We start from the raw sequence: 19,504 nt of genomic DNA on the forward strand, positions 1-19,504 counted from the left end.
ATGTTCGCCGGTCCCCAGGGCTGGTGGTCGCGAGACGTGCGCTGCAGGGGTGCCGGTCCGCCGGCGGTATCCGGGGGGATCCCGCCGCACCACGGACGGCACTTCCTGTTCGAGAGGCCGGCCCGGTTCCCGGGTCCCGGCGGGGGAGCCAGGCGCCGCAGAGGCGCAGCACAGGGGGAGTTCGCATGTTGAAGCACCAGTCCCGTGACCGCAGCACGGACCCGATCGAGATCCCGGTCAGCGGTGTCCGCGTGACGCCGATGGACGCCGAGGAGCTGCACCGGTGGATCTCGGCCACGTGGCAGGAGCGGCGCAAGGCCGCCGTCCTGGCCCACAATCTGCACAGTCTCTACACATGGGAGGTCAATCCGACGTTCCGGGCCTTCTACGAGAAGGCGGACGTGGTGCTGACGGACGGCTTTCCCGTCCTGAAGCTGGCCAAGTGGCGGTCCGGGCGCGACCTCAGCGCCAAGCGGCACCGCCTCGGCACCCTGGACTGGCTGCCCGGCCTGATGGGTCGCACCCCGGTGCGGCGTGTCGCCGTCGTCGGCGCGACCTCCGCCGGCAACGCCCGCACGGTGGACCTGCTCCGGCGGGACGCGTCCGCCGGGCGGATCGAGGGCTGGCCGGGGGAGGGATGGAACCCCGTGCTCGAGGACCACATCGTCCGGTCCCTCCAGGAGTTCCGGCCGGATTTCGTGATCGTGGGCCTGGGCATGCCGCTGCAGGAGGAGTTCCTGAGCCGGCGCTGGGAGGAGCTGCCCACGGCGATCTACGCGGCCGTCGGCGGCGGGATCGACGAGTACGCCGGCATCCAGAAGCCGCCGCCGCGCTGGCTCGGGCCGATCGGGCTGGAGTGGGCGTACCGGCTCGTGACGCAGCCAAAGCGGCTGGGCCACCGGTACGTCGTCGAGCCGTGGATCCTGGCCTACCTCCTGGCGGCCAAGGCGGTCCGGCGGGGTGCGGTCGCCTGAGCCGACCCGTCGCGAGGGCCCGGGACATCCGTCCGGGCCCGTCGGGTTTCGTGGGTCGTGCTAGCCTTGTGCGGTTGCCAAGGCGAGGGGATCCCTACGGGTCCCGTGATCGACGACGGCTGGTTGAACGTTCCCGCCCCCACCGGTGCGGCGCCCCGCGAGGCGCGTCGCCCGGAGTCCAGACGACGGGGGAGGGTCTGCGGCCGGTATCGCCTGGCCATTCAGACGACAGACCCGACTTCGAGGAGTTCCCATGGCTGACACCATCCGCATCCCGGCCACCACGCGCAGCGACTTCGGCAAGGGCTACGCCCGCCGCATCCGCAACAACGACCAGATCCCCGCGGTCGTCTACGGCCACGGCGCCGAGCCGCAGCACGTGATCATCCCCGGCCACGAGACCATGCTCGCCGTGCGTCACTCCAACGCCGTGCTCGAGCTCGACGTCGAGGGCAGCACACAGCTGGTCATGGTCAAGGACATCCAGCGCCACGCCACTCGCCCGGAGATCCTGCACATCGACCTGCTCGCCGTGCGCCGCGGCGAGAAGGTCGAGGTCGAGATCCCCGTCCACGTCATCGGTGAGGTCGACCCGACCGCCGTGCACAACGTCGAGGAGAACACCCTCACCGTCGAGGCCGACGCCCTGAACGTGCCCGACTCCGTCACCATCAACCTCGACGGCCACGGCGTGGGCGACCACGTCTACGCCGCCGACGTGCGCCTGCCCGAGGGCGTGGCCATGGTCTCCGACCCGGAGCTGCTGGTCATCAACGTCTCCGAGCCCCAGGCCCAGGACCTCGGCGACACCGAGGGCGAGACCGAGGCCCCCGAGGGCGACGTCGTCGCCGAGAACGAGGCCTGAGCCTCACCGCTCACCCGATCCACGTGATCCTCGAAGTGCGGGGCGGCTTGCGAGCCGCCCCGCACTTCGCATGACCGCACTCTTCACCACTTCGATGGAGGCACCGATGTCCGACGCATGGCTGGTCGTGGGACTGGGCAACCCCGGGCCCGAGTACGCCCGGACCCGGCACAACGTGGGGCAGATGGTCCTCGACGAGCTCGCCTCCCGGCTCGGCGGCACCTTCAAGGTGCACAAGACCCGGGCCCAGGTCCTGGAGTCCCGGCTGCGCCCGGGCGGCCCGCGGGTGGTGCTGGCCAAGCCCATGACCTACATGAACACCTCCGGCGGGCCCGTGGCCGGCCTCGCCAAGTTCTACGGCATCCCCGCCGAGCGGGTCATTGCCGTGCACGACGAGATCGACATCCCCTTCGCCGCCCTCAAACTGAAGATCGGCGGGGGAGAGGGCGGGCACAACGGCCTGCGGGACATGTCCAAGGCCCTGTCCACCAAGGACTACTACCGGGTGCGCGTGGGCGTGGGCCGCCCGCCGGGCCGGATGGACGCGGCCTCCTACGTGCTCAAGCCGTTTTCCTCCACCGAGGGCAAGGAGCTGCCCTTCCTGCTCGACGACGCCGCCGACGCGGTGGAGCACCTCGTCGAGAACGGACTCCTCGAGGCGCAGCAGAAGTTCCACGCGCGGTGATTCCCGCCCGGGTGCTGTGGACGCGTGAGGCCGCAGCGTCCCGGCCCGTGCGGATCGCCGGGGCGGTCATGGTGGTCAACGCCCTGCTGCTGACCGCGCACGTCCTCCACCGCAGCGGGTTCGTCCTGGATCCGAATGGCGGCTCGTTTTCTCTCTTCCGCTCGAGCGCCCTCTGGAACGGCGGGATCGACGGCTCCCTGATGGAGCTCTTCGGGCTGCTCCAGCTCGGCGCCGCCGCCGTCCTCCTTCTTCGCCTGGGCCTACGCGACTCGGCGCACCGGGTGCTCGCCGCGTGGGGCTGCATCTTCCTGCTGCTGATCGCCGACGACCTCTTCCGGATCCACGAGCGGGTGGGCGCCCGCCTCGCCCTGGACCGGCTGCTGCCTTCCCTGAGCGCGACCACCGCCCAGGAGCTCGGCGGCCTGCTGTTCTGGGCGGTGTCCGGACTCCTGCTCGTGGGTGGGCTGGTCTACCTGCACCGCCGGAGCGGAGCTCGCGTGCGCACCGAGTCCTGGGCGCTGCTGGCCACCGTGGTGCCCTTCGTGCTCGTCGCCGTGGGCTACGTCCTGGTGGGCGCCGTCCGCCCCGGACTCTTCGACGGTCCCTGGGGCGAGGTCGCGGCAATGGCGCGGATCACGGTGAAGGTGCTGACCATGACGCTCCTGCTCGTCCGGACGGTGCACTGGAGCGCGGCGTCCCAGTAGCGCGCGTCCGCGTTGTGCCGGACGCGTTCCGCGGTCGTGCCGAGATCAACGCCGGGACAGGAGGCGCTGGCTGCCACGGACCTCTGCTTCGGATCGTGCGTCCGTGTTCGTCCGAGGCGCTGTTTGGCGGGCATCAGTCATCGTCCGTGAGCAGTTCGCGCCGCAGGGTCTCCTGTAGTGCGTCGTTCGGTTCACCTTCTTCGCCGTCCAGGTCCAGGTAGATGCCCATTTCCGGGCCGTGGTACTCCCAATAGGCGAAGCTGAGGTCGTACTTCCGCAACAGGGTCAGCACGTCGCTGACCCACTGATCGCCGCCTTTGCCGTCGATCTCGAAGACATGCCGGACCGCACCGAACTCGAGCACCGACATCGGAACCTTGTGCTCGGCGCCGAACCGGAGATTCTCCGCCATGATCTGGTCGACATACTCGATGTCGCGCGCCATGAAGCCGTCTCCCGGCGCGTCGGGTTGTTCACCGTAGAGCTCCAACTGGAGTCCCACCCGGGGAGTTCTACCCTCGAGCCCGGTCACCTCGTCACCGCGCATGTATCCCTGAATGCGATATTGATTGCCGGGCACCACCGTGAACAGATTCTCGCTGCTGCTCCAACCAGCTCCGGACGTCACCGTTCCACTGATCGACAGGCTGGCGTCGTCATGATGCCCCGAGGACTCCCTCGTGTGCTTCACGGACGATAATCCACCGTCTTGGCCCGTCCATGGGAACCACGTGGTGGTGCTGTCCCCGGTCAGTTGATCTTGGAGGACCTCGCGGATTTCGACCCCAGAGGGGTCGTACTCCGTGACTCTGATGCTGTCGATGTGAACGGTCCCGCTCATTCCGCCCTCCACCACGATCTGAGGAGAAGCTGCCGTGGCGGCGCGTTCGTCGAGGGTGACCTTGCCGCTGTCGAACTCCGTCCAGCTGGTCGTCCCAGTCGGCAGGGATGGCGTGCCGATGCGGTTACCCTTCAGCACCCGTGGCGGAGTGGTCGGGACCAGGTGATCGGGATCGGGATAGCGGCCGCCGTCCCGGAGCGTCGGCACCCACGACGCGAACTGGTGCGTGTACCGGTAGGGGTCGTAGAAGTGGAAGTCGTACATGACGTTGTCATCGTCCACGAGCAGATGACGTTTCGCTCCCTCCGGGTCGAACGCGCCGTCCATACCGTAAACGGCGCCGACCACCAGAAGGTGGTTCTGGTCCACCGACCGGATCGCATCAGCGATGTCCTGTGCGAGACTCCGCCACTGCTCGCCGCTCGAATCAATCGTCACCGGCTCATTCAGCAGGTCGTAGGCCGCGACGGCAGGCTCCTCGCGGTAGCGCTTCGCGATGCTCGCCCAAAGATCGATGTTCTGCTGTCGGAGTTCGTCGTCGGTCCACATGTCGAAGTCGGCGGCGCCGGTGCTGGACCCCAGCCAATAGCCGCCGATGGGAATGTGGAGGTCGAGGATCAGCCGGACACCGTGCTGCCGGGCCCACTCCACGTTCTGGTCCAGCCACGCCCAGAACGAATCCGGGTCCTCCATGTACCAGTCACCCTTGAACGCGAAACGGATGCTGTCGAACCCCAGGTCCTTCACGCGCTCGTAGTCACGTTCGGAATGGTGGCCGGATGTCAGCAGCTCGTTGGGCACGATGTCCAGTTCGTACTCGTTGGTGAAGTTGACGGCCTTGAGACGCGTGGGCTGTCCATCGACTACCAAGCCCCGGCCTTCTGCTCGCACGAACCCTGTGCGCACATCGCTCTCTGGGGCAGGACTGCTGTCTCCCAGATCGATGGTGCATCCGGAGCACACCAGGATTACAACCCCGAGCATTATCTTCAGCCGGGTGAGCCGTACCGTCATCCCACAGGGGTGAGGCGGTCTCGATGGGGGGACAGGCACAGGAGCCTCCTGCTCAATGCGTCACAAGTCACGTCTCGCCTGACGAGCTACGGTGCCAAGTCCGCGAATACGACAAGCATGTGGCTGCTTTTCGGGCAGCCGACCCACCGGCTGGACTCAGCGGTTCGCGAGCCAGGCCTCGGCCTCCTGGGACTGCAGGGACAGGGCCTTGCCGATGAACGGCTCGGCGGCTTCGGCGACCATCTTGCCGACGAACGGGATGTTGGCCTTGACCACGCAGTGCACGTGCACGTCGGTGGACCCGCCCTGCGGGGTGAGGGTCTGGGTGGCGGAGCCCGAGACCGGCAGGGCGCCCACGGAGATCTCGGTGCGCACGATCCGGATCCCGTCCGCGTCCGGGGTGTGGTAGGTGTCCACCTGGGTGAGCTGCACCGAGGAGCCCACGAACTTCCGGGCCATCTCCGGCAGCCGGTCCGCGGCCATGGTCCGCACCGTGGTCACGGCGAACTGTGCCTCGACGTCTCCGGCGACCTCCACCGAGTCCAGGGTGGCCCCGGCGCGGTGGGTCACGTGCCGGATGAACTCCTCGTCTGTGAAGGTCACCACGACCTGGTCGAGGGGAGCGGGGACGGTGGTGGAGGCGGTGACGGCCATGGAGGACTCCTCGGTAGCGGCGGATCGGCAGCGGCGGTTGCGTGCTCCCATGGTAGGCGGGCGCCCGCGGCCCGGGCTGTGGGCGGGACGGTGGGGTCCGGACGGGGCCCTGTCGGTGGCCGGGAGTAAGCTGGGACCCGCGAACGTTGGCTCCGACAGCCTCTGTGCTCCACCAGCACCCCACTCAGCGTCCCAGGAGACTGCTCACCCATGACCTTGTCCGGACTGCTCGCCGCCCTCGGGGCGGAGCGTTCCTTCGCCAATCTCCGCATCCAGGCCGGCCTGCCGCCGGGGGAGCGCAGCGCCGAGACCGTGATCAGCGCCCCGGACGGGATGCGCGCGGTGCTCACGGCCCAGCTGCGCGGCGCCCTCGACGACGCCCCCGCACCGGCGGACTCCCGCGCTCCGGTGCTCCTGGCCGTGACCGCGACCGGCCGCGAGTCCGAGGACCTCGCAGCAGCCCTGGGTGCGTACCTGCCGGTTGAGGAGGTCGCGGAGTTCCCGGCGTGGGAGACCCTGCCGCACGAACGGCTCTCGCCCCGCTCCGACACTGTGGGCCGCCGCCTGGACGTGCTGCGCCGGCTGGCCGGCAAGGACGCCGAGCGCCCGCTGCGCGTGGTCACGGCCCCGGTCCGCTCCGTGCTCCAGCCCGTCGTCGAAGGCCTGGGGGACATGGCCCCGGTGCGCTTCGCCCGGGGCGAGGAGCTCGACTTCGACGCCGCCGTGACCTCGCTCGCCGAGGCCGCCTACGCCCGGGTGGACATGGTCACCCGGCGGGGTGAGTTCGCCGTGCGCGGCGGGATCATCGACGTGTTCTCGCCGGTCGAGGACCACCCGGTGCGCATCGAGTTCTTCGGGGACGAGGTCGACGAGCTGCGCTGGTTCGCCGTGGCCGACCAGCGCACCTTGACCACCGGTGACCACCCGGAGCGGCTCGTGGCCCCGCCGTGCCGCGAGGTGCTCATCACCCCGTCCGTGATGTCCCGGGCCGCGAAGCTCAAGGACTCCCTGCCCGGCGCGGAGTCGATGCTGGAGCGGATCGCCGGCGGCATCTACGTGGAGGGCATGGAGTCCCTCGCGCCGCTGCTGGTGGACGGCCTGGTGCCCGTGCTCTCCCTGCTCCCGCCCGGCTCGCTCGTGGTGGTCATGGAGCCGGAGAAGGTCCGCACCCGTGCCCACGACCTCGTGGCCACCAACGAGGAGTTCCTCCTCGCCGCGTGGGACTCCGCCTCGGACGGGCAGTCCGCGCCCATCGACATCACCTCCGCCGAGCACGTCGTCCGGAACGACGACGGCGAGGGCCGCACCCTGGCCTCCGGGTCCTTCCAGACCCTCGCCGAGGCCCGGGCCACCGCGCTGGGGACCGGTCTCGGCTGGTGGGCCGTCACCGCGCTCAACGTCAACGCGGTGGCCGGTCAGGACGTGGACGCGGACACCGCCGCGGAGGACATCGCCCTCATCGACTCGGACGCGGACACCCTCACCGTGGCCGCCCGGGACCCGCTGGGCTTCCACGGGGACGTCGAGGCGATGCTCGAGTTCCTGCAGGGGCGGGTGGCGGACGGCTGGCGCGTCGTCGCCGTCACGGAAGGACCCGGCCCGCTGACCCGGATCGCGGAGCTGCTGCACGAGGCCGGGATCCCCGCCGCCCGCCGCGAGACCCTCGCCGAGCAGCCGCAGCCCGGGATCGTGGAGCTCACCACCGCCGTGGCCGGCAAGGGCTTCGCCCTGGACGGGCCGCGGATCGTGCTGCTCACCGAGGCGGACCTGCTAGGCAAGGCGAGCCCGTACACCACCAAGGACATGCGCAAGCTCCCGGTGCGGCGCAAGCGCAACGCCGTGGACCCCCTGGCGCTGAGCCAGGGCGACTTCGTGGTGCACGAGCAACACGGCATCGGCCAGTTCGTGGAGCTCATCCAGCGGCCCATCGCCGGGGCGATGATCAAGCCCGGCCAGCCCAAGCCCGTGCGCGAGTACCTGGTGCTCGAGTACGCGCCGTCCAAGCGCAACGGCCCGCGGGACCGCCTGTTCGTGCCCACCGACCAGCTGGACCAGGTCACCAACTACGTGGGCGGCGAGACCCCCACCCTGTCCAAGATGGGCGGGACGGACTGGAACAAGACCAAGCGCGCCGCCAAGAAGGCTGTCCGGGACATCGCCAACGAGCTGATCCGCCTGTACTCGGCGCGGATGGCCTCCCGCGGGCACGCCTTCGCGGAGGACACCCCGTGGCAGCGCGAGCTCGAGGAGGCGTTCCCCTACATCGAGACGCCGGACCAGCTGACCACCATCGACGAGGTCAAGGCGGACATGGAGCGGGAGGTCCCCATGGACCGGCTGATCTCCGGGGACGTGGGCTACGGCAAGACCGAGGTGGCGGTGCGCGCGGCGTTCAAGGCCGTGCAGGACGGCAAGCAGGTCGCCGTGCTCGTGCCCACCACGCTGCTGGCCCAGCAGCACGCCGAGACGTTCACCGAGCGCTTCTCCGGCTTCCCGGTGCGCCTGGCCGCGCTCTCCCGGTTCCAGACCGCCAAGGAGACCAAGGAGACGCTCGCCGGGCTGAAGGACGGGTCCGTGGACGTGGTGATCGGCACCCACCGGCTGCTGTCCAAGGAGGTGCAGTTCAAGGACCTCGGCCTCGTGGTCATCGACGAGGAGCAGCGCTTCGGCGTGGAGCACAAGGAGAAGCTCAAGGCGATGCGGACCAACGTGGACGTGCTGGCGATGTCCGCGACCCCGATCCCGCGCACCCTGGAGATGTCGCTGACCGGCATCCGCGAGACCTCCACCCTGGCCACCCCACCGGAGGAGCGTCACCCCGTGCTCACCTACGTGGGCGCCTACACCGACAAGCAGGTCTCCGCCGCCGTCCGCCGCGAGCTCATGCGCGAGGGCCAGGTCTTCTACATCCACAACCGGGTGTCCTCGATCGAGCGCAAGGCAAAGGAGATCGCCGAGCTCGTGCCCGAGGCGCGGATCGCCGTGGCGCACGGGCAGATGTCCGAGTCCAGGCTCGAGCAGATCATCGTGGACTTCTGGGAGAAGAAGTTCGACGTCCTGGTGTGCACCACCATCGTGGAGACCGGCCTGGACATCGCCAACGCCAACACCCTGATCGTCGACGGCGCGGACCGCTACGGTCTCTCGCAGCTCCACCAGCTGCGCGGGCGCGTGGGCCGCGGCCGGGAACGGGCCTACGCCTACTTCCTCTACCAGGCCGAGAAGCCGCTCTCCGAGACGGCGCTGGAGCGGCTCAAGGCCGTCGCCGCCCACAACGAGCTCGGCGCCGGCATGCAACTGGCCGTCAAGGACCTCGAGATCCGCGGCGCCGGCAACCTGCTGGGCGGGGAGCAGTCCGGGCACATCGCCGGGGTGGGCTTCGACATGTACCTGCGCCTCGTGGGCGAGGCCGTCGCCGAGTACCGCGGCGAGGAGGACGAGCGGCCCACCGAGATGAAGATCGAGCTGCCGGTCAACGCCTACCTGCCGCACGACTACGTCCCGGGGGAGCGGCTGCGCCTGGAGGCCTACCGCAACCTCGCCAATGCCGCCACGGAGGAGGCGATCCAGGAGGTCGCCGACGAGCTCGTGGACCGCTACGGCGAGGTGCCCGAGCCCGTGCAGAACCTGCTCGAGGTCGCCCGCTTCCGGGTGACCGCCCGCGCCGCCGGTCTCACCGACGTCGCGGCGCAGGGCAACATGGTCCGCTTCGCCCCGGCCGACCTCCCCGAGTCCCGGCAGATGCGGCTCACCCGCCTCTACCCGGGCGCGCAGGTCAAGGCGGTGCCCGGCACCGACACCTTCCAGGTGCTCATCCCCAAGCCCAAGACCGAGCGGATCGGCGGCAAGGACCTCGTGGACGGCGCGGTGCTCGCCTGGGCCCGCGGCGTGGTCGAGGCGGTCTTCGCGAAGGAGCCGGCCACGGCCTGATCCGTCGGCGCGGCGGCCGCCGTCCGGTCCACCGGGCACGGAAAAGGTCCCCTCCCGCAGTGGGAGGGGACCTTTGCGGTGCGAGCGGTCGTCAGGTCGTCGTCGGACCCGGCGCGGCCCTACTCGACGTTCTTGCCGTACTTGTCGCCGTGGTGGACGGCCGCGGTCCTGGCGTCGCGCTCGCGGGCGTCGCGGGGGCCGTCGTCGAACGCGGCGGCGGTGCGGCCCTGGCCCATGGCGGGGACCTCGGTCGAGGAGGGGACGTCCATGAGGACCGTGCGGCCGCCGAAGGCCTTCTTGGCGGTGCTGTTCTGCAGGATACCCACCGGGATGAGCAGGGCCAGGGCGTAGAGACCCAGGCCGAGGATCCAGATCAGCGGGCTGTTGGGGTAGCTGGCGAAAGCGATGAAGCTGCCGATCATGATGGCCATGCACAGCGCGAGGAACACGAGGTTGTTGACCGTGCGTCCTTGGCCGGAGTGCGAGCGCACGGTGGCGTCGCCGCTGCGGCCGGTCGACGCGTCCGCCGAGGCGCTGGTGGAGGACTGGGCTCTGTTGGCCATGGATCTAACCCTTCTGGCGGTGGGAGGCGGCCGGTCACGGGCGGCCGCGAAGCATTCCCGGCCAGTCTAGTCGCACCGACCGACGCCCAGATGCTCCGCGCGACCGCCTCGTCCGCAATGCCAACGGCCCCCTCCTGCGGGTGCGGGAGGGGGCCGTGCGTCGTCGTGCGGGGCGGGCTACTGGGTCGCCTTGCCCAGGGCGTCGTTCTTGTGCTCGGCGCGGACCTCGGCGTCCCGGGTGCCGATGTTGCGGGGCGGGTCCGGGAAGGCCGCCGCGGTGGTCGGCTCGCCGGCGACCTCCGTGCTCGGCGGGACGTGCATGAGGATGGTGCGCCCGCCCTCGGCCTTCTTCGCGGTGCTGTTCTGGAGGAGGCTCACGGGGATCAGCAGCGCCAGGGCGTATAGGCCCAGGCCGATGAACCAGATCAGCGGGCTGTTCGGGTAGCTGGCGAAGGCGATGAAGCTGCCGATCATGATCGCCATGCACAGGACGAGGAAGATCAGGTTGTTGACCGTGCGTCCCTGGCCCGAGTGGGAGCGGACGGTGGCGCCGCCGCTGCGGCCGCTGGGCGTCGCGTCCGCCGCGGTGCTGGTGGACGACTGGGCTCGGTTGGCCATGGATCCAATCCTTCTGACGATGGGAGCGGCCGGCCACGGCGGCCGCGGGGCGTTCGGGGCCAGTCTAGTCGCTCGGGCGCGGCCCGCGGCGGAGGGCGCGGCGGGCCCCGATGAGGACGCGATAAAGCCCGGTCGCTGCGGCCGGGCGGCGCCTGGAGCGCTCCGCCGGGGAGGACCGGGCGCGCTCCGTCGACCAGTGGGCGGTGCACTCAGCCGAGGAGGGCGGGACCGCTGCTGGCGCCGATCCGGGAGGCGCCGGCCTCGATCATCGCCAGGGCATCCTCGCGGGTGCGAATCCCCCCGGAGGCCTTGACCCCGATGTCCGGGCCCACGGTGGCGCGCATCAGCCGGACGTCCGCCACGGTGGCCCCGGCGGTCGAGAAGCCCGTGGAGGTCTTCACGTAGTCCGCGCCGGCGGCCACGGCGGCCTCGCAGGCGAGGACCTTCTGCTCGTCGGTCAGCAGGCACGTCTCGATGATCACCTTGAGCCGGGCCCCGCCCTGGTGGGCGGCCTCGGCGACCGCGCGCACATCGGCCTCGACCCGTTCGCGCTCGCCGGCGCGGGCGGCGGCGATGTCGATGACCACGTCGATCTCGTCGGCCCCGGCGGCCACGGCCGTCGCGGTCTCGAAGGCCTTGACCTCCGTTGCGGACGCGCCCAGCGGGAAGCCGACCACGGCGCAGGTCAGCACGTCGCTGCCCGCGAGCTGCTCCCGCACGAACGGCGTCCACAGCGGGTTGGTGCACACCGAGGCGAAGCCGTACTGCCTCGCCTCCGCGCACAGGGTGGCAATCTGCTCGCGGGACGCCTCCGGCTTGAGCAGCGTGTGGTCGACGTAGAAGGCGAGCTGGGGGGTGGTCACGGGCGGCCTTTCGACAGGGCGGGCGGGTCGCGCCCAGCCTACCGGCGATCCAACGACGCCTTGAGCTGGCTCACTTGAGTTCGGACACCTGCACGAACTCGAATCCGAGGTCCTTGAGGCCCTGCACCGTCTTCTTCAAGTACTCCAGATCGAGATAGGGGTGGAAGAAGAAGCTGGCCGTTGACTCGCGCACCACCAGGTTCGCTTCGGCACGGGAGACGAGGAACTTCGGATCACGGACGGCGTGGTTGTTCTGCTCGGTCTCGGTGATGTTCCCCAAGTTCTCGGGGTAGACCTTGGCCCCGTAGATGTCATGGACGGTGTAGGGGAAATGCTGGCTGTAGGCCTTCCCGGGCTCGCTGGGCTTCTGCGACAGTATGCCCGCGAAGTAGTCCGACTGCTCGTAGCGGGCATCGTAGACCTCGGATATGGCGGCGTATGCGTTGACTGAGGCGGCGTAGTGCGGAGTTTCGAAGATCACCGGTTCACCCAGACCAGCATCCTTCATGACCTGACGACCCTGCTCAATCCGGGCGACATGCTGCTCCACGCTGTCCTCGGCCACGGGTCCGATCTGGCGGATGTAGGAGTCGTTCTTGCACTTGCCGAATTCATACGGTTCTTGTGCCGTCGTGCTGCAGCCGTATCGATAGAACTCGTAGTCCTCGCCGGTGCGCCCGCTGTAAGGGTTGTCGGCCGCCCCGAACTGATGGGTCGTTCCGTGCTGAATCAACGTCCCTCCCCGCTCCTGCATGTATTTGAGGGCGTCCACCACCTCAGGACGATCCAGCAGGCTCAGCCCGTACCAGTCGTCTCCATCCGGCGTTCGTGCGACGTGGATCGGCATCACTGCAACCTGGAAAGGCACGCCGACCCCGTGCAGATAATCGGCCACGGCACGGAGGTCCTGCGGGTCCGCCTCCGGGCCGACATCCTCGAGCCGCACTGCGGCCTGCTTCACTTCAGGCGTCTCCGGGGCCAGAAGGTCGTAGAACAAGTCGGAGTAGATGAGGTAGACATCGTTCACGTCGATGTAGTCCAGAGGAATCTCCGCGACATAGGTGAGGTTTCCGGAGCGAATCGCCCACGGGGCTTCACTGGACGGCACACGCTGCTCCGGACTGCACTGCGTCGCTCCGTCGTCGTTCCGGCACTGGGAGGTCGCGAGAACCTCCACGGCCTCGTCAGCCTCGATGACCGGGGCCGCGAGTTCCGCAACGCCCTCGGCTGTGCGGGACACCTCACGGTCCTTGTACACGACTGTCCTCACCAGACCGCTGTCCACCGTGAGGGACTTGTGCGGGTCCCAACCGTACTGATCGACGAACGCGGCCGAACTGCCAGCCTCCCACCCTGCGAGGTCGTCGATGTTCTGGTCGACCCACATCACCGGTATCCCGCCTTCACGGACATCGTCGAGGAAACCTCGAGGAGGGGAGGCCGCGAAGTCGGTCCCGATGTAGATGACGGCGTCGAATGACTCCATCGTGTTCGCTGCATAGTCAGCCACCGGCTGGATCTCTGCTTCACCGAAGTGCGTCGCCAGATTGGCCGTTGCCACGGCATACATTTCAGCGTCGTCGGACGTCTCACCGGTGTTGTCGTAGAGGACCAAGGTGGACATCTTTCCGGTCTGCCCGAATCGACGATCGAATACCGCTTCCCCAGCACGAGCATCTGGGCCCTCCTTCGCCTCGGCTGCATACTGCTGCGCCAGAGGAGAGCCTTCCCCCTCAACCAGGGTGTCGTCGGTGAGACCGAAGACAGTTCCGACGGACACGGCCAGCAGGGCGGCCAGACCGACGAACCACTCGACTCGCCCGCGTCTCGTCAGCTGGAAGGGCTTGCTCATGAAATCTCCTCAGCGAGGCTCCCCGGGACCCCAGTGGAACGGCCCGGGGAGCTCGGCGTGCAGTATCTGATATGGATCAGCTGGTGGTTGACGCAGCGAACTGGGGTTCGTAGGTGAACTCCTCTACGAGATCGTCGAACCCAAAGTGTCGAGCCAGGGCGCGCACGGTGCGCTCCGCAGCGCGTCCGTCACCGTAGGGATTGAGAGCCCTGGCCATGCGGCTGTACTCGTCCTGATCCGTGATGAGTGTCGAGACCTCTCGCACGATCACCTCTTCGTCGGTGCCCACGAGCTTGACGGCCCCGGCAACAACGGCTTCCGGACGCTCAGTGGTCTCCCTCATGACGAGAACCGGCTTGCCGAGGGACGGGCCCTCCTCCTGGACGCCTCCGCTGTCGGTGAGGATGATGGACGCCCGTTCGAGCAGGGCGCAGAACTGTGCGTAGGGAAGAGGCTCCGTCATCAGGACGTTCTTCACATCTTGAACGGCCGGCCGGATTGCATCGCGAACCAGAGGATTACGGTGCGCGGGGAAGACGAAGTCGTGATCGGGATGCCGTCGAGCCAGTGCTGCTATCGCTCTGCCGACAGCCTCGAGAGGCTTACCCCACGACTCGCGCCGATGCGCGGTCACGAGGACCATGGGTCGTCCCTCTGCGAGGCGCTCCGCCAGAGCCGGGTCCTCAATCCGGGGCAGTGAAGCCACGGTGATGAGCAGAGCATCGATGACAGAGTTGCCGGTGACCACGATGGTCGACGCATCGATGTTCTCCTTCAGGAGGTTCTCTCGGCTCGCCGCCGTCGGAGCCAGGTGCAGGCTGGCGATCTGCCCGGTCAGCCGGCGGTTGATCTCTTCGGGAAACGGGGAGTACTTGTTGCCCGTCCGCAGTCCTGCCTCCGTGTGGACCACGGGGATCTCCGCGTAGAAGGCGGCCAAGGCGCCTACGAAGGTGGTAGAAGTGTCTCCTTGTACGAGAACGGCATCGGGGCGGTCCTTTTTCAGAACCTCTGTGAGGCCTTCCAGCGTGCGATTGCTGATCTGCGTCAGGCTCTGCCCAGGCGCATGGATGTCGAGGTCGCTGTCGGGGACGATGCCGAAGCTCTGGTTCACCTGGTCGAGCATCTCCCTGTGCTGTCCCGTGACGACTACGCGCACTTCGAAGCGCGGATCGTCGCGGAGCGCGAGGACGAGAGGGGCCATCTTGATGCCCTCTGGACGAGTGCCATAGATCGCCATGATGGTGATGGGCTTGCTGGGGGACGTACTGGACATGGTTGCTCCTGATCCATCAATGGGTCCGCGCTGATGCAGCGGATATCACGCGTTCGTGCTGTCGTTGACTTCCAGGTCCTGGAATCGGACGCGGGCGTCCTCGGTGTACAGGCCGATGGCGCCGCCGCGGTACGGCCGCTCGTCATCGACGATGGTGGTCAGTTCTCGGCCGTCGACGCGCACGGTCATGCGCGGCCAGTCCTGCTCGACCTCGACCCGGTACGCCTGACCGACAGGGAAGGTCCGGTCGTCACCGGTTGCGAGGAATCGCTGACTCCCGGGATAGGCCGGGTCCTGTTTCGAGATCTCCCACCCGTTGGGCTTGAGCGCGACGGCATAGAAGTGGTCGTTGTCCTTGAAGTTCCAGAGAACCCAGCCCACTTCCCACACATTCGGGTCGCCCTGCCGGAGTTGTTCCTCCGTCTTCATCGTGATGGCGAAATCAGCGTCCTCATAGGCCCGCGTGGTGTGCACCAACGATCCATGGGTGATGTCAGGTGATGCAGCGGCGTTCGGTTCCAGGACCACCTGCTTGTCCGAGCCCACAACACGTCCGTAGCCGGTGTAGAGAGCGGCCCACTGGCCATGGGTCTCGCCGTCGGACCACGGTTGTATACGCCACATGTTGTTGACCCCCGCCACGGCGACCAGAGCAAGTATCCCGAGTGCTAGAACGATTCGTACGGGTTTCCTCATGCGCGCACCTCGGTGGTGAGCTCCTTCGCCGACGAGTCGACCTGGGCTTTGTTCTCGACGATACGTTCAGTCTTCGACCAACCGTTGTGCCCACGCGCCGCTCTGTAGGCCGCCTTCCATCCTGCGAGATACCACAGCGTCGCGTAGAGCACGTACGCGTGCATCAGGAGCACGGCAGTCGGCGCTCGCAGGCCGTGGTGCCGTTCTTGGGACCAGTACACGAGACCGAACAGGAGGGCCGGCCCGAATGCGACGAGATAGGCCGAGATCCACCACTGTGAGACGACGGCGTCGCCCACCACGATCCCGAGGATGACGTCGAATGCCCACAGGGCGAAGGCCACACTGAGGAATGACGTGATCAGCAGGAGAAACGGACTGGTCAGGTGGTACACCAGGTCGGCCCGCCGTGTGCCGGTGAGGTCGCGGAGCACCCAGGGGACCAGGCCCCAGGACTGCAGGTGTCCCTGGAACCAGCGCGTCCGCTGCTTCACCCATCGTTTGATGTCCACGAGTCCTTGCTGGTGCACCGACGACGTCGAACAGAACTCCGTCTCCCATCCATCGATGAGGAGCCGCACACCCAGGTCGAGGTCTTCCGTGAGGCTGCGCGACCACGGTGACTCTCCCAGCCCGTTGAGGGCGGAGAGTCGGACGAATTGACCGTTGCCACCGAGTCCGACGCTCTTGAGATGACGTCGCCCACGCTGGAAGACGTGTGTGTAGAGCACGAACTCCAGATCCTGCATACGAGCCAACAGGCTTTGGTGCCGGTTGTTGATACGGACGCCGATCTGGGCCGCACCGAGCCGGTCGTCCAAGAAGAGCGGCATCACGTCACGAAGAGCATGGGAATCTAGTCGCCCGTCTGCGTCCATGACGCAGACGACCACGTCCGAGTGCGGTGTGCCGGCGATCAGATCGCTGGTCCGCAGATGTTGGATCGCGGCGTTCAAGGCCTCCCCCTTGCCTTGGCGTGCCTCGGGCAAGGTTCGCTGGAAGAGGTGTACCCGCGGGTCAGGATGTGATTGGACGATGGCGGCTGTGTCGTCGTCGGAGCCGTCGTCGATCACCAGAATGTGCACACGCGGATGCTCGAGACTCGCGAGACGGTCGAGGCTGGCCCCGAGAACGCGATCCTCGTTCAGGCACGGAACGACGAACACGACGGTCTTGTCGTCCCGCATGTTCGACACCTGACGTCGGCGTGCCCGCGCGTGCCGGGGTTCAAAACGGGAAAGTACGAGAAGCGTCATGCCGTACAGCACGCTGAGTGAGACCAACAGGACGGCGAGAGCCAGGATCAAGTCGATCCGCTCTCCGAAGAGCATGATCATGTCGGAAAGCTCAGGCGCTCATGGCGCGCTCATCGGGGCCCGGAACCAGTCGGTTTCCCCAGCCGTCATCGAGAGGCAGCGGAAGGGACGTCACAGTAGCCCTGGGCTCGGTGGTGAGGGGACGACGCAACGCATTCACCTTGGTGATGGCGCCGGAAATCGTCACCGCACTCAGCATGAACAGCAGATAGGCCAGGAACAGCGCCATGGCGATCATGAGTAAGACACGACTTCCGCTCTGCAGAAACGACTGTGCCGATTCCGCGACGGAAATAGTACTCATAGGCATGACAAAAAAGATCGGCATGAGAAACTCCCCTGAGAAAGGCTGACCCGTCCCCCCGACGCGCCGGTCGATCTCCTTCCCCAAGGCGACCGACCAGAATTAGCCTTTCAGAATCCCGATACCTCCGCAAAGCCGTTGTGGGCGTGAAGCCCACCTCGGGGAGTTACAATCGCAAACGCTATTTGGCCGAACGTTGAAAACGCTTCTATTTGCCTGGCCACGATCGGTGGTCGGTCTCTATTTGTGGACCGCTTGGGGGACAGGCCCCGGGGGTACCGAGGCGAAGCCAGATTATTGACATCTGAAGGTTCGTCGACAGATGACGGCTTGTTGCACTCCGTAAAGGCGCCGGGGAGGGCGGCATGGGTGGTGCGTCGACCATCGGTGGCCGGGTGGGTGTACTGCTGGATGCCCGTGGAGGCCGGTGACGTTCGGGCCGTGACCATTCCGACACAATTACATCAGGAAAGTGTTCGCTAATCCGGTGTGATCTGCTACATTCGGTGCACGGCGAACAAAATGTCCGCCTGACCTGCGGCCTTGGCGGTTGCCGAGCGGTCGCAGGGGTGCGTCGGGATACCCCCGGTTCCCCTGACCCCCGTCCTGGCGCGCCCCCGCAATCGTCCCGCGCTCGCCCAGGGGCGGGGTGCGCCCGCGGTCGGTGGCGCCTACCGCCCGTCGCCGTCGGGCTGTCCGCCGGACAGGGCGTCGGTGAGCTGCTTGAGCATCGCGCCCATCCGGAACCGCTCCGGCACGAGCGGCTCGATCCCGAGCTCCAGCAGCGGCGCGGCCGTCACGGGTCCCACGGTCGCGGCGAGCATCCCGCCGCGGAACGCCGCCAGCAGCTCCTCGTGCAGCCCCAGCTCCTCGGCCGTGCTGAACAGCGCGTCCACGGCCGGGGCGGCGGTGAACGTCACGGCGTCCACCCGCCCGGCGGCGGCCTCGCGCACGAGCACCGGCACCTGCCCGGCGTCGTCGGCGGAGGCCCACCGGTAGGGGGTCACGGTGAGCACGCGGGCCCCGGCGTCGGTGAGCCGGCGGCGCTGGACCACGTCGGCGATCCCGTGCAGCTGCAGGCCGATGGTGCGCCCGGTGAGGTCCCCGCCGTGCTCGGCCAGGACGAGGTCCACGAGCCCGGCGGTGGTCTCGTCCGCGGACATCCCGGCGTCCTCCAGGCCCAGGCCGCGCACCGCGCCCCGGCCCTTGGGCCCGCGCACGTAGACGGCGGCCTCGCGCAGGCACAGCAGCAGGTCCGCGTCGAAGCCCTGGGCCACGGCGGCGTCGTGCCAGCGGCGCAGGCCGTAGCCGGTGGTCAGCAGCACGAGGTCCGGGCGGGCCTCGAACATCTCCCGGGAGGCGGCCGCGAGCCCGGCGTCCTCGCCGACCGGCTCCACGCGCAGCGCGGGGGCGTGCAGCACGAAAGCGCCGCGGCGCTCGAGCGCCGCGATCTGGTCCTCGGAGCGCCGGTGCGCGGTCACGCCCACCACCCGGCCGGCAAGCGGGAGATCCTCAGCAGCCATGGGCGGTCACCTCTGCGAGGAACGCGTCCCGCTCGGCGGTCGCCAGGCGGACCACGGGGCCGACGACGACGACGGCGGGCGAGCCGCAGCCCGCCGCCGCGGTGTCCGCGACCGCGGTGGCGAGCGTGCTGATGGTGGAGCGCTGCCGGTCGGTGAACCCGCGCTCCACCACAGCGAGCGGAGTGTTCGGATCGGCGCCGTTGCGGACCAGGCCGGCCACGAGGTGGGGGAGGGTGGCCACCCCCATGAGCACCACCAGGGTGCCCCCGCCGGCGCCGAGGCCGGCGAAGTGGGCGAGCTCCGCCTCGGAGAACGGCACGTGCCCGGAGGCGACCGTGAACATCCGGGAGACCTCGCGGAAGGTCACGGGGATCCCGGCCGCGCCCGGCACCGAGACCGCGCTGGTGATGCCCGGGACCACGTCCACGGGGATGCCGTGGGCGGCGCACGCGGCGAGCTCCTCGGCGCCGCGGCCGAAGACGTAGGGGTCCCCGCCCTTGAGCCGCACCACCGAGCGGCCCGCCAGGGCGTGCTCCACCATGAGGTCCTGGATCTGCGACTGCGGGACCGGGTGGTGGCCGGGGGTCTTGCCGACCGGGATGATCTCGGCGCCGGGGGCTGCGGCGGCCACCGCGCCCGCGGGGGCGAGGCGGTCGACGAACACCACGTCGGCGTCCTGCAGGGCGGTCACGGCGCGCACGGTGAGCAGGTCGTCCGCGCCGGGGCCGCCGCCGACCAGGGTCACCCGGCCGCCGGTGCGGGCGGCGGGCTCCTGCACCACGGGCACGCTGGCGCCGGCCGCGGCCAGGGCCTCGCGCCAGCGCTGCGC

Annotated in this window: 17 protein-coding genes; 5 read left to right on the forward strand and 12 right to left on the reverse strand. The window is 68.6% G+C overall.

Features of this window, described 5'->3' with window-relative positions:
- The first annotated feature begins 185 nt into the window (after positions 1-185).
- The 4 genes from CK505_RS13800 (at position 186) to CK505_RS13815 (ending at position 3,228) form a co-directional block, all read left to right on the forward strand.
- Positions 186-974: a WecB/TagA/CpsF family glycosyltransferase gene (locus CK505_RS13800; protein ID WP_176475362.1), complete on the forward strand. Its 789-nt coding sequence runs from the start codon at positions 186-188 to the stop codon at positions 972-974.
- Positions 975-1,227: 253 nt separating this feature from the next.
- Entirely contained in the window at positions 1,228-1,839 is a 612-nt protein-coding gene (locus CK505_RS13805) for a 50S ribosomal protein L25/general stress protein Ctc (RefSeq protein WP_095651440.1), read from the forward strand.
- Positions 1,840-1,945: 106 nt separating this feature from the next.
- Complete coding sequence (gene pth / locus CK505_RS13810) at positions 1,946-2,524, forward strand: aminoacyl-tRNA hydrolase (protein ID WP_095651441.1); 579 nt, start codon at positions 1,946-1,948, stop codon at positions 2,522-2,524.
- Positions 2,521-3,228: a hypothetical protein gene (locus CK505_RS13815; RefSeq protein WP_095651442.1), complete on the forward strand. Its 708-nt coding sequence runs from the start codon at positions 2,521-2,523 to the stop codon at positions 3,226-3,228. The genes pth and CK505_RS13815 overlap by 4 nt, the downstream gene beginning before the upstream one ends.
- Positions 3,229-3,361: 133 nt before the next feature.
- Here the strand turns inward: CK505_RS13815 and CK505_RS13820 are convergent, their stop codons facing one another.
- Positions 3,362-5,083 (reverse strand): glycoside hydrolase family 5 protein, encoded by a 1,722-nt coding sequence (locus tag CK505_RS13820; protein WP_095651443.1) that lies wholly within the window; start codon positions 5,081-5,083, stop codon positions 3,362-3,364.
- A gap of 156 nt (positions 5,084-5,239) precedes the next feature.
- Positions 5,240-5,737, reverse strand: a complete 498-nt coding sequence (locus CK505_RS13825) for a DUF2505 domain-containing protein (protein WP_095651444.1) — start codon at positions 5,735-5,737, stop codon at positions 5,240-5,242.
- 210 nt (positions 5,738-5,947) lie between these two features.
- Here CK505_RS13825 and mfd point away from each other — a divergent pair, with 210 nt between their 5' ends.
- Entirely contained in the window at positions 5,948-9,667 is a 3,720-nt protein-coding gene (gene mfd / locus CK505_RS13830) for a transcription-repair coupling factor (protein WP_095651445.1), read from the forward strand.
- A 119-nt stretch (positions 9,668-9,786) separates the two neighbouring features.
- Here the strand turns inward: mfd and CK505_RS13835 are convergent, their stop codons facing one another.
- From CK505_RS13835 to cobA, 10 genes are all read right to left on the reverse strand, one after another.
- Positions 9,787-10,230 carry a hypothetical protein gene (locus CK505_RS13835; RefSeq protein ID WP_095651446.1) on the reverse strand — a complete coding sequence of 148 codons (444 nt, stop codon included), beginning with the start codon at positions 10,228-10,230 and terminating at the stop codon, positions 9,787-9,789.
- 177 nt (positions 10,231-10,407) lie between these two features.
- Positions 10,408-10,848: a hypothetical protein gene (locus tag CK505_RS13840; RefSeq protein ID WP_095651447.1), complete on the reverse strand. Its 441-nt coding sequence runs from the start codon at positions 10,846-10,848 to the stop codon at positions 10,408-10,410.
- 209 nt (positions 10,849-11,057) lie between these two features.
- Complete coding sequence (deoC, locus tag CK505_RS13845) at positions 11,058-11,711, reverse strand: deoxyribose-phosphate aldolase (protein ID WP_095651448.1); 654 nt, start codon at positions 11,709-11,711, stop codon at positions 11,058-11,060.
- A 70-nt stretch (positions 11,712-11,781) separates the two neighbouring features.
- On the reverse strand, positions 11,782-13,563 hold the full coding sequence (locus CK505_RS13850; protein ID WP_095651449.1) for a DUF2334 domain-containing protein: 1,782 nt from the start codon (positions 13,561-13,563) through the stop codon (positions 11,782-11,784).
- Positions 13,564-13,639: 76 nt separating this feature from the next.
- The gene (wecB, locus tag CK505_RS13855) at positions 13,640-14,836 is read right to left on the reverse strand and encodes a non-hydrolyzing UDP-N-acetylglucosamine 2-epimerase (RefSeq protein ID WP_217987556.1); all 1,197 of its coding nucleotides are present in this window, start codon (positions 14,834-14,836) and stop codon (positions 13,640-13,642) included.
- A 45-nt stretch (positions 14,837-14,881) separates the two neighbouring features.
- Positions 14,882-15,532, reverse strand: coding sequence for a family 16 glycoside hydrolase (locus CK505_RS13860; RefSeq protein WP_141246830.1), 651 nt, complete (start codon positions 15,530-15,532; stop codon positions 14,882-14,884).
- Positions 15,529-16,869, reverse strand: coding sequence for a glycosyltransferase (locus CK505_RS13865; RefSeq protein WP_217987557.1), 1,341 nt, complete (start codon positions 16,867-16,869; stop codon positions 15,529-15,531). Before CK505_RS13865 ends, CK505_RS13860 begins: the two co-directional genes overlap by 4 nt.
- Before the next feature lie 10 nt (positions 16,870-16,879).
- Positions 16,880-17,176, reverse strand: coding sequence for a hypothetical protein (locus tag CK505_RS13870; protein ID WP_095651450.1), 297 nt, complete (start codon positions 17,174-17,176; stop codon positions 16,880-16,882).
- 647 nt (positions 17,177-17,823) lie between these two features.
- Positions 17,824-18,675: a uroporphyrinogen-III synthase gene (locus CK505_RS13875; RefSeq protein WP_095651451.1), complete on the reverse strand. Its 852-nt coding sequence runs from the start codon at positions 18,673-18,675 to the stop codon at positions 17,824-17,826.
- A partial coding sequence (cobA, locus tag CK505_RS13880) for a uroporphyrinogen-III C-methyltransferase (protein WP_095651452.1) occupies positions 18,665-19,504 on the reverse strand: 840 nt, incomplete at its 5' end. The genes cobA and CK505_RS13875, both read right to left, overlap by 11 nt.

This window comes from Kocuria sp. WN036 (assembly GCF_002287015.1).
GTDB lineage: Bacteria > Actinomycetota > Actinomycetes > Actinomycetales > Micrococcaceae > Kocuria > Kocuria rosea.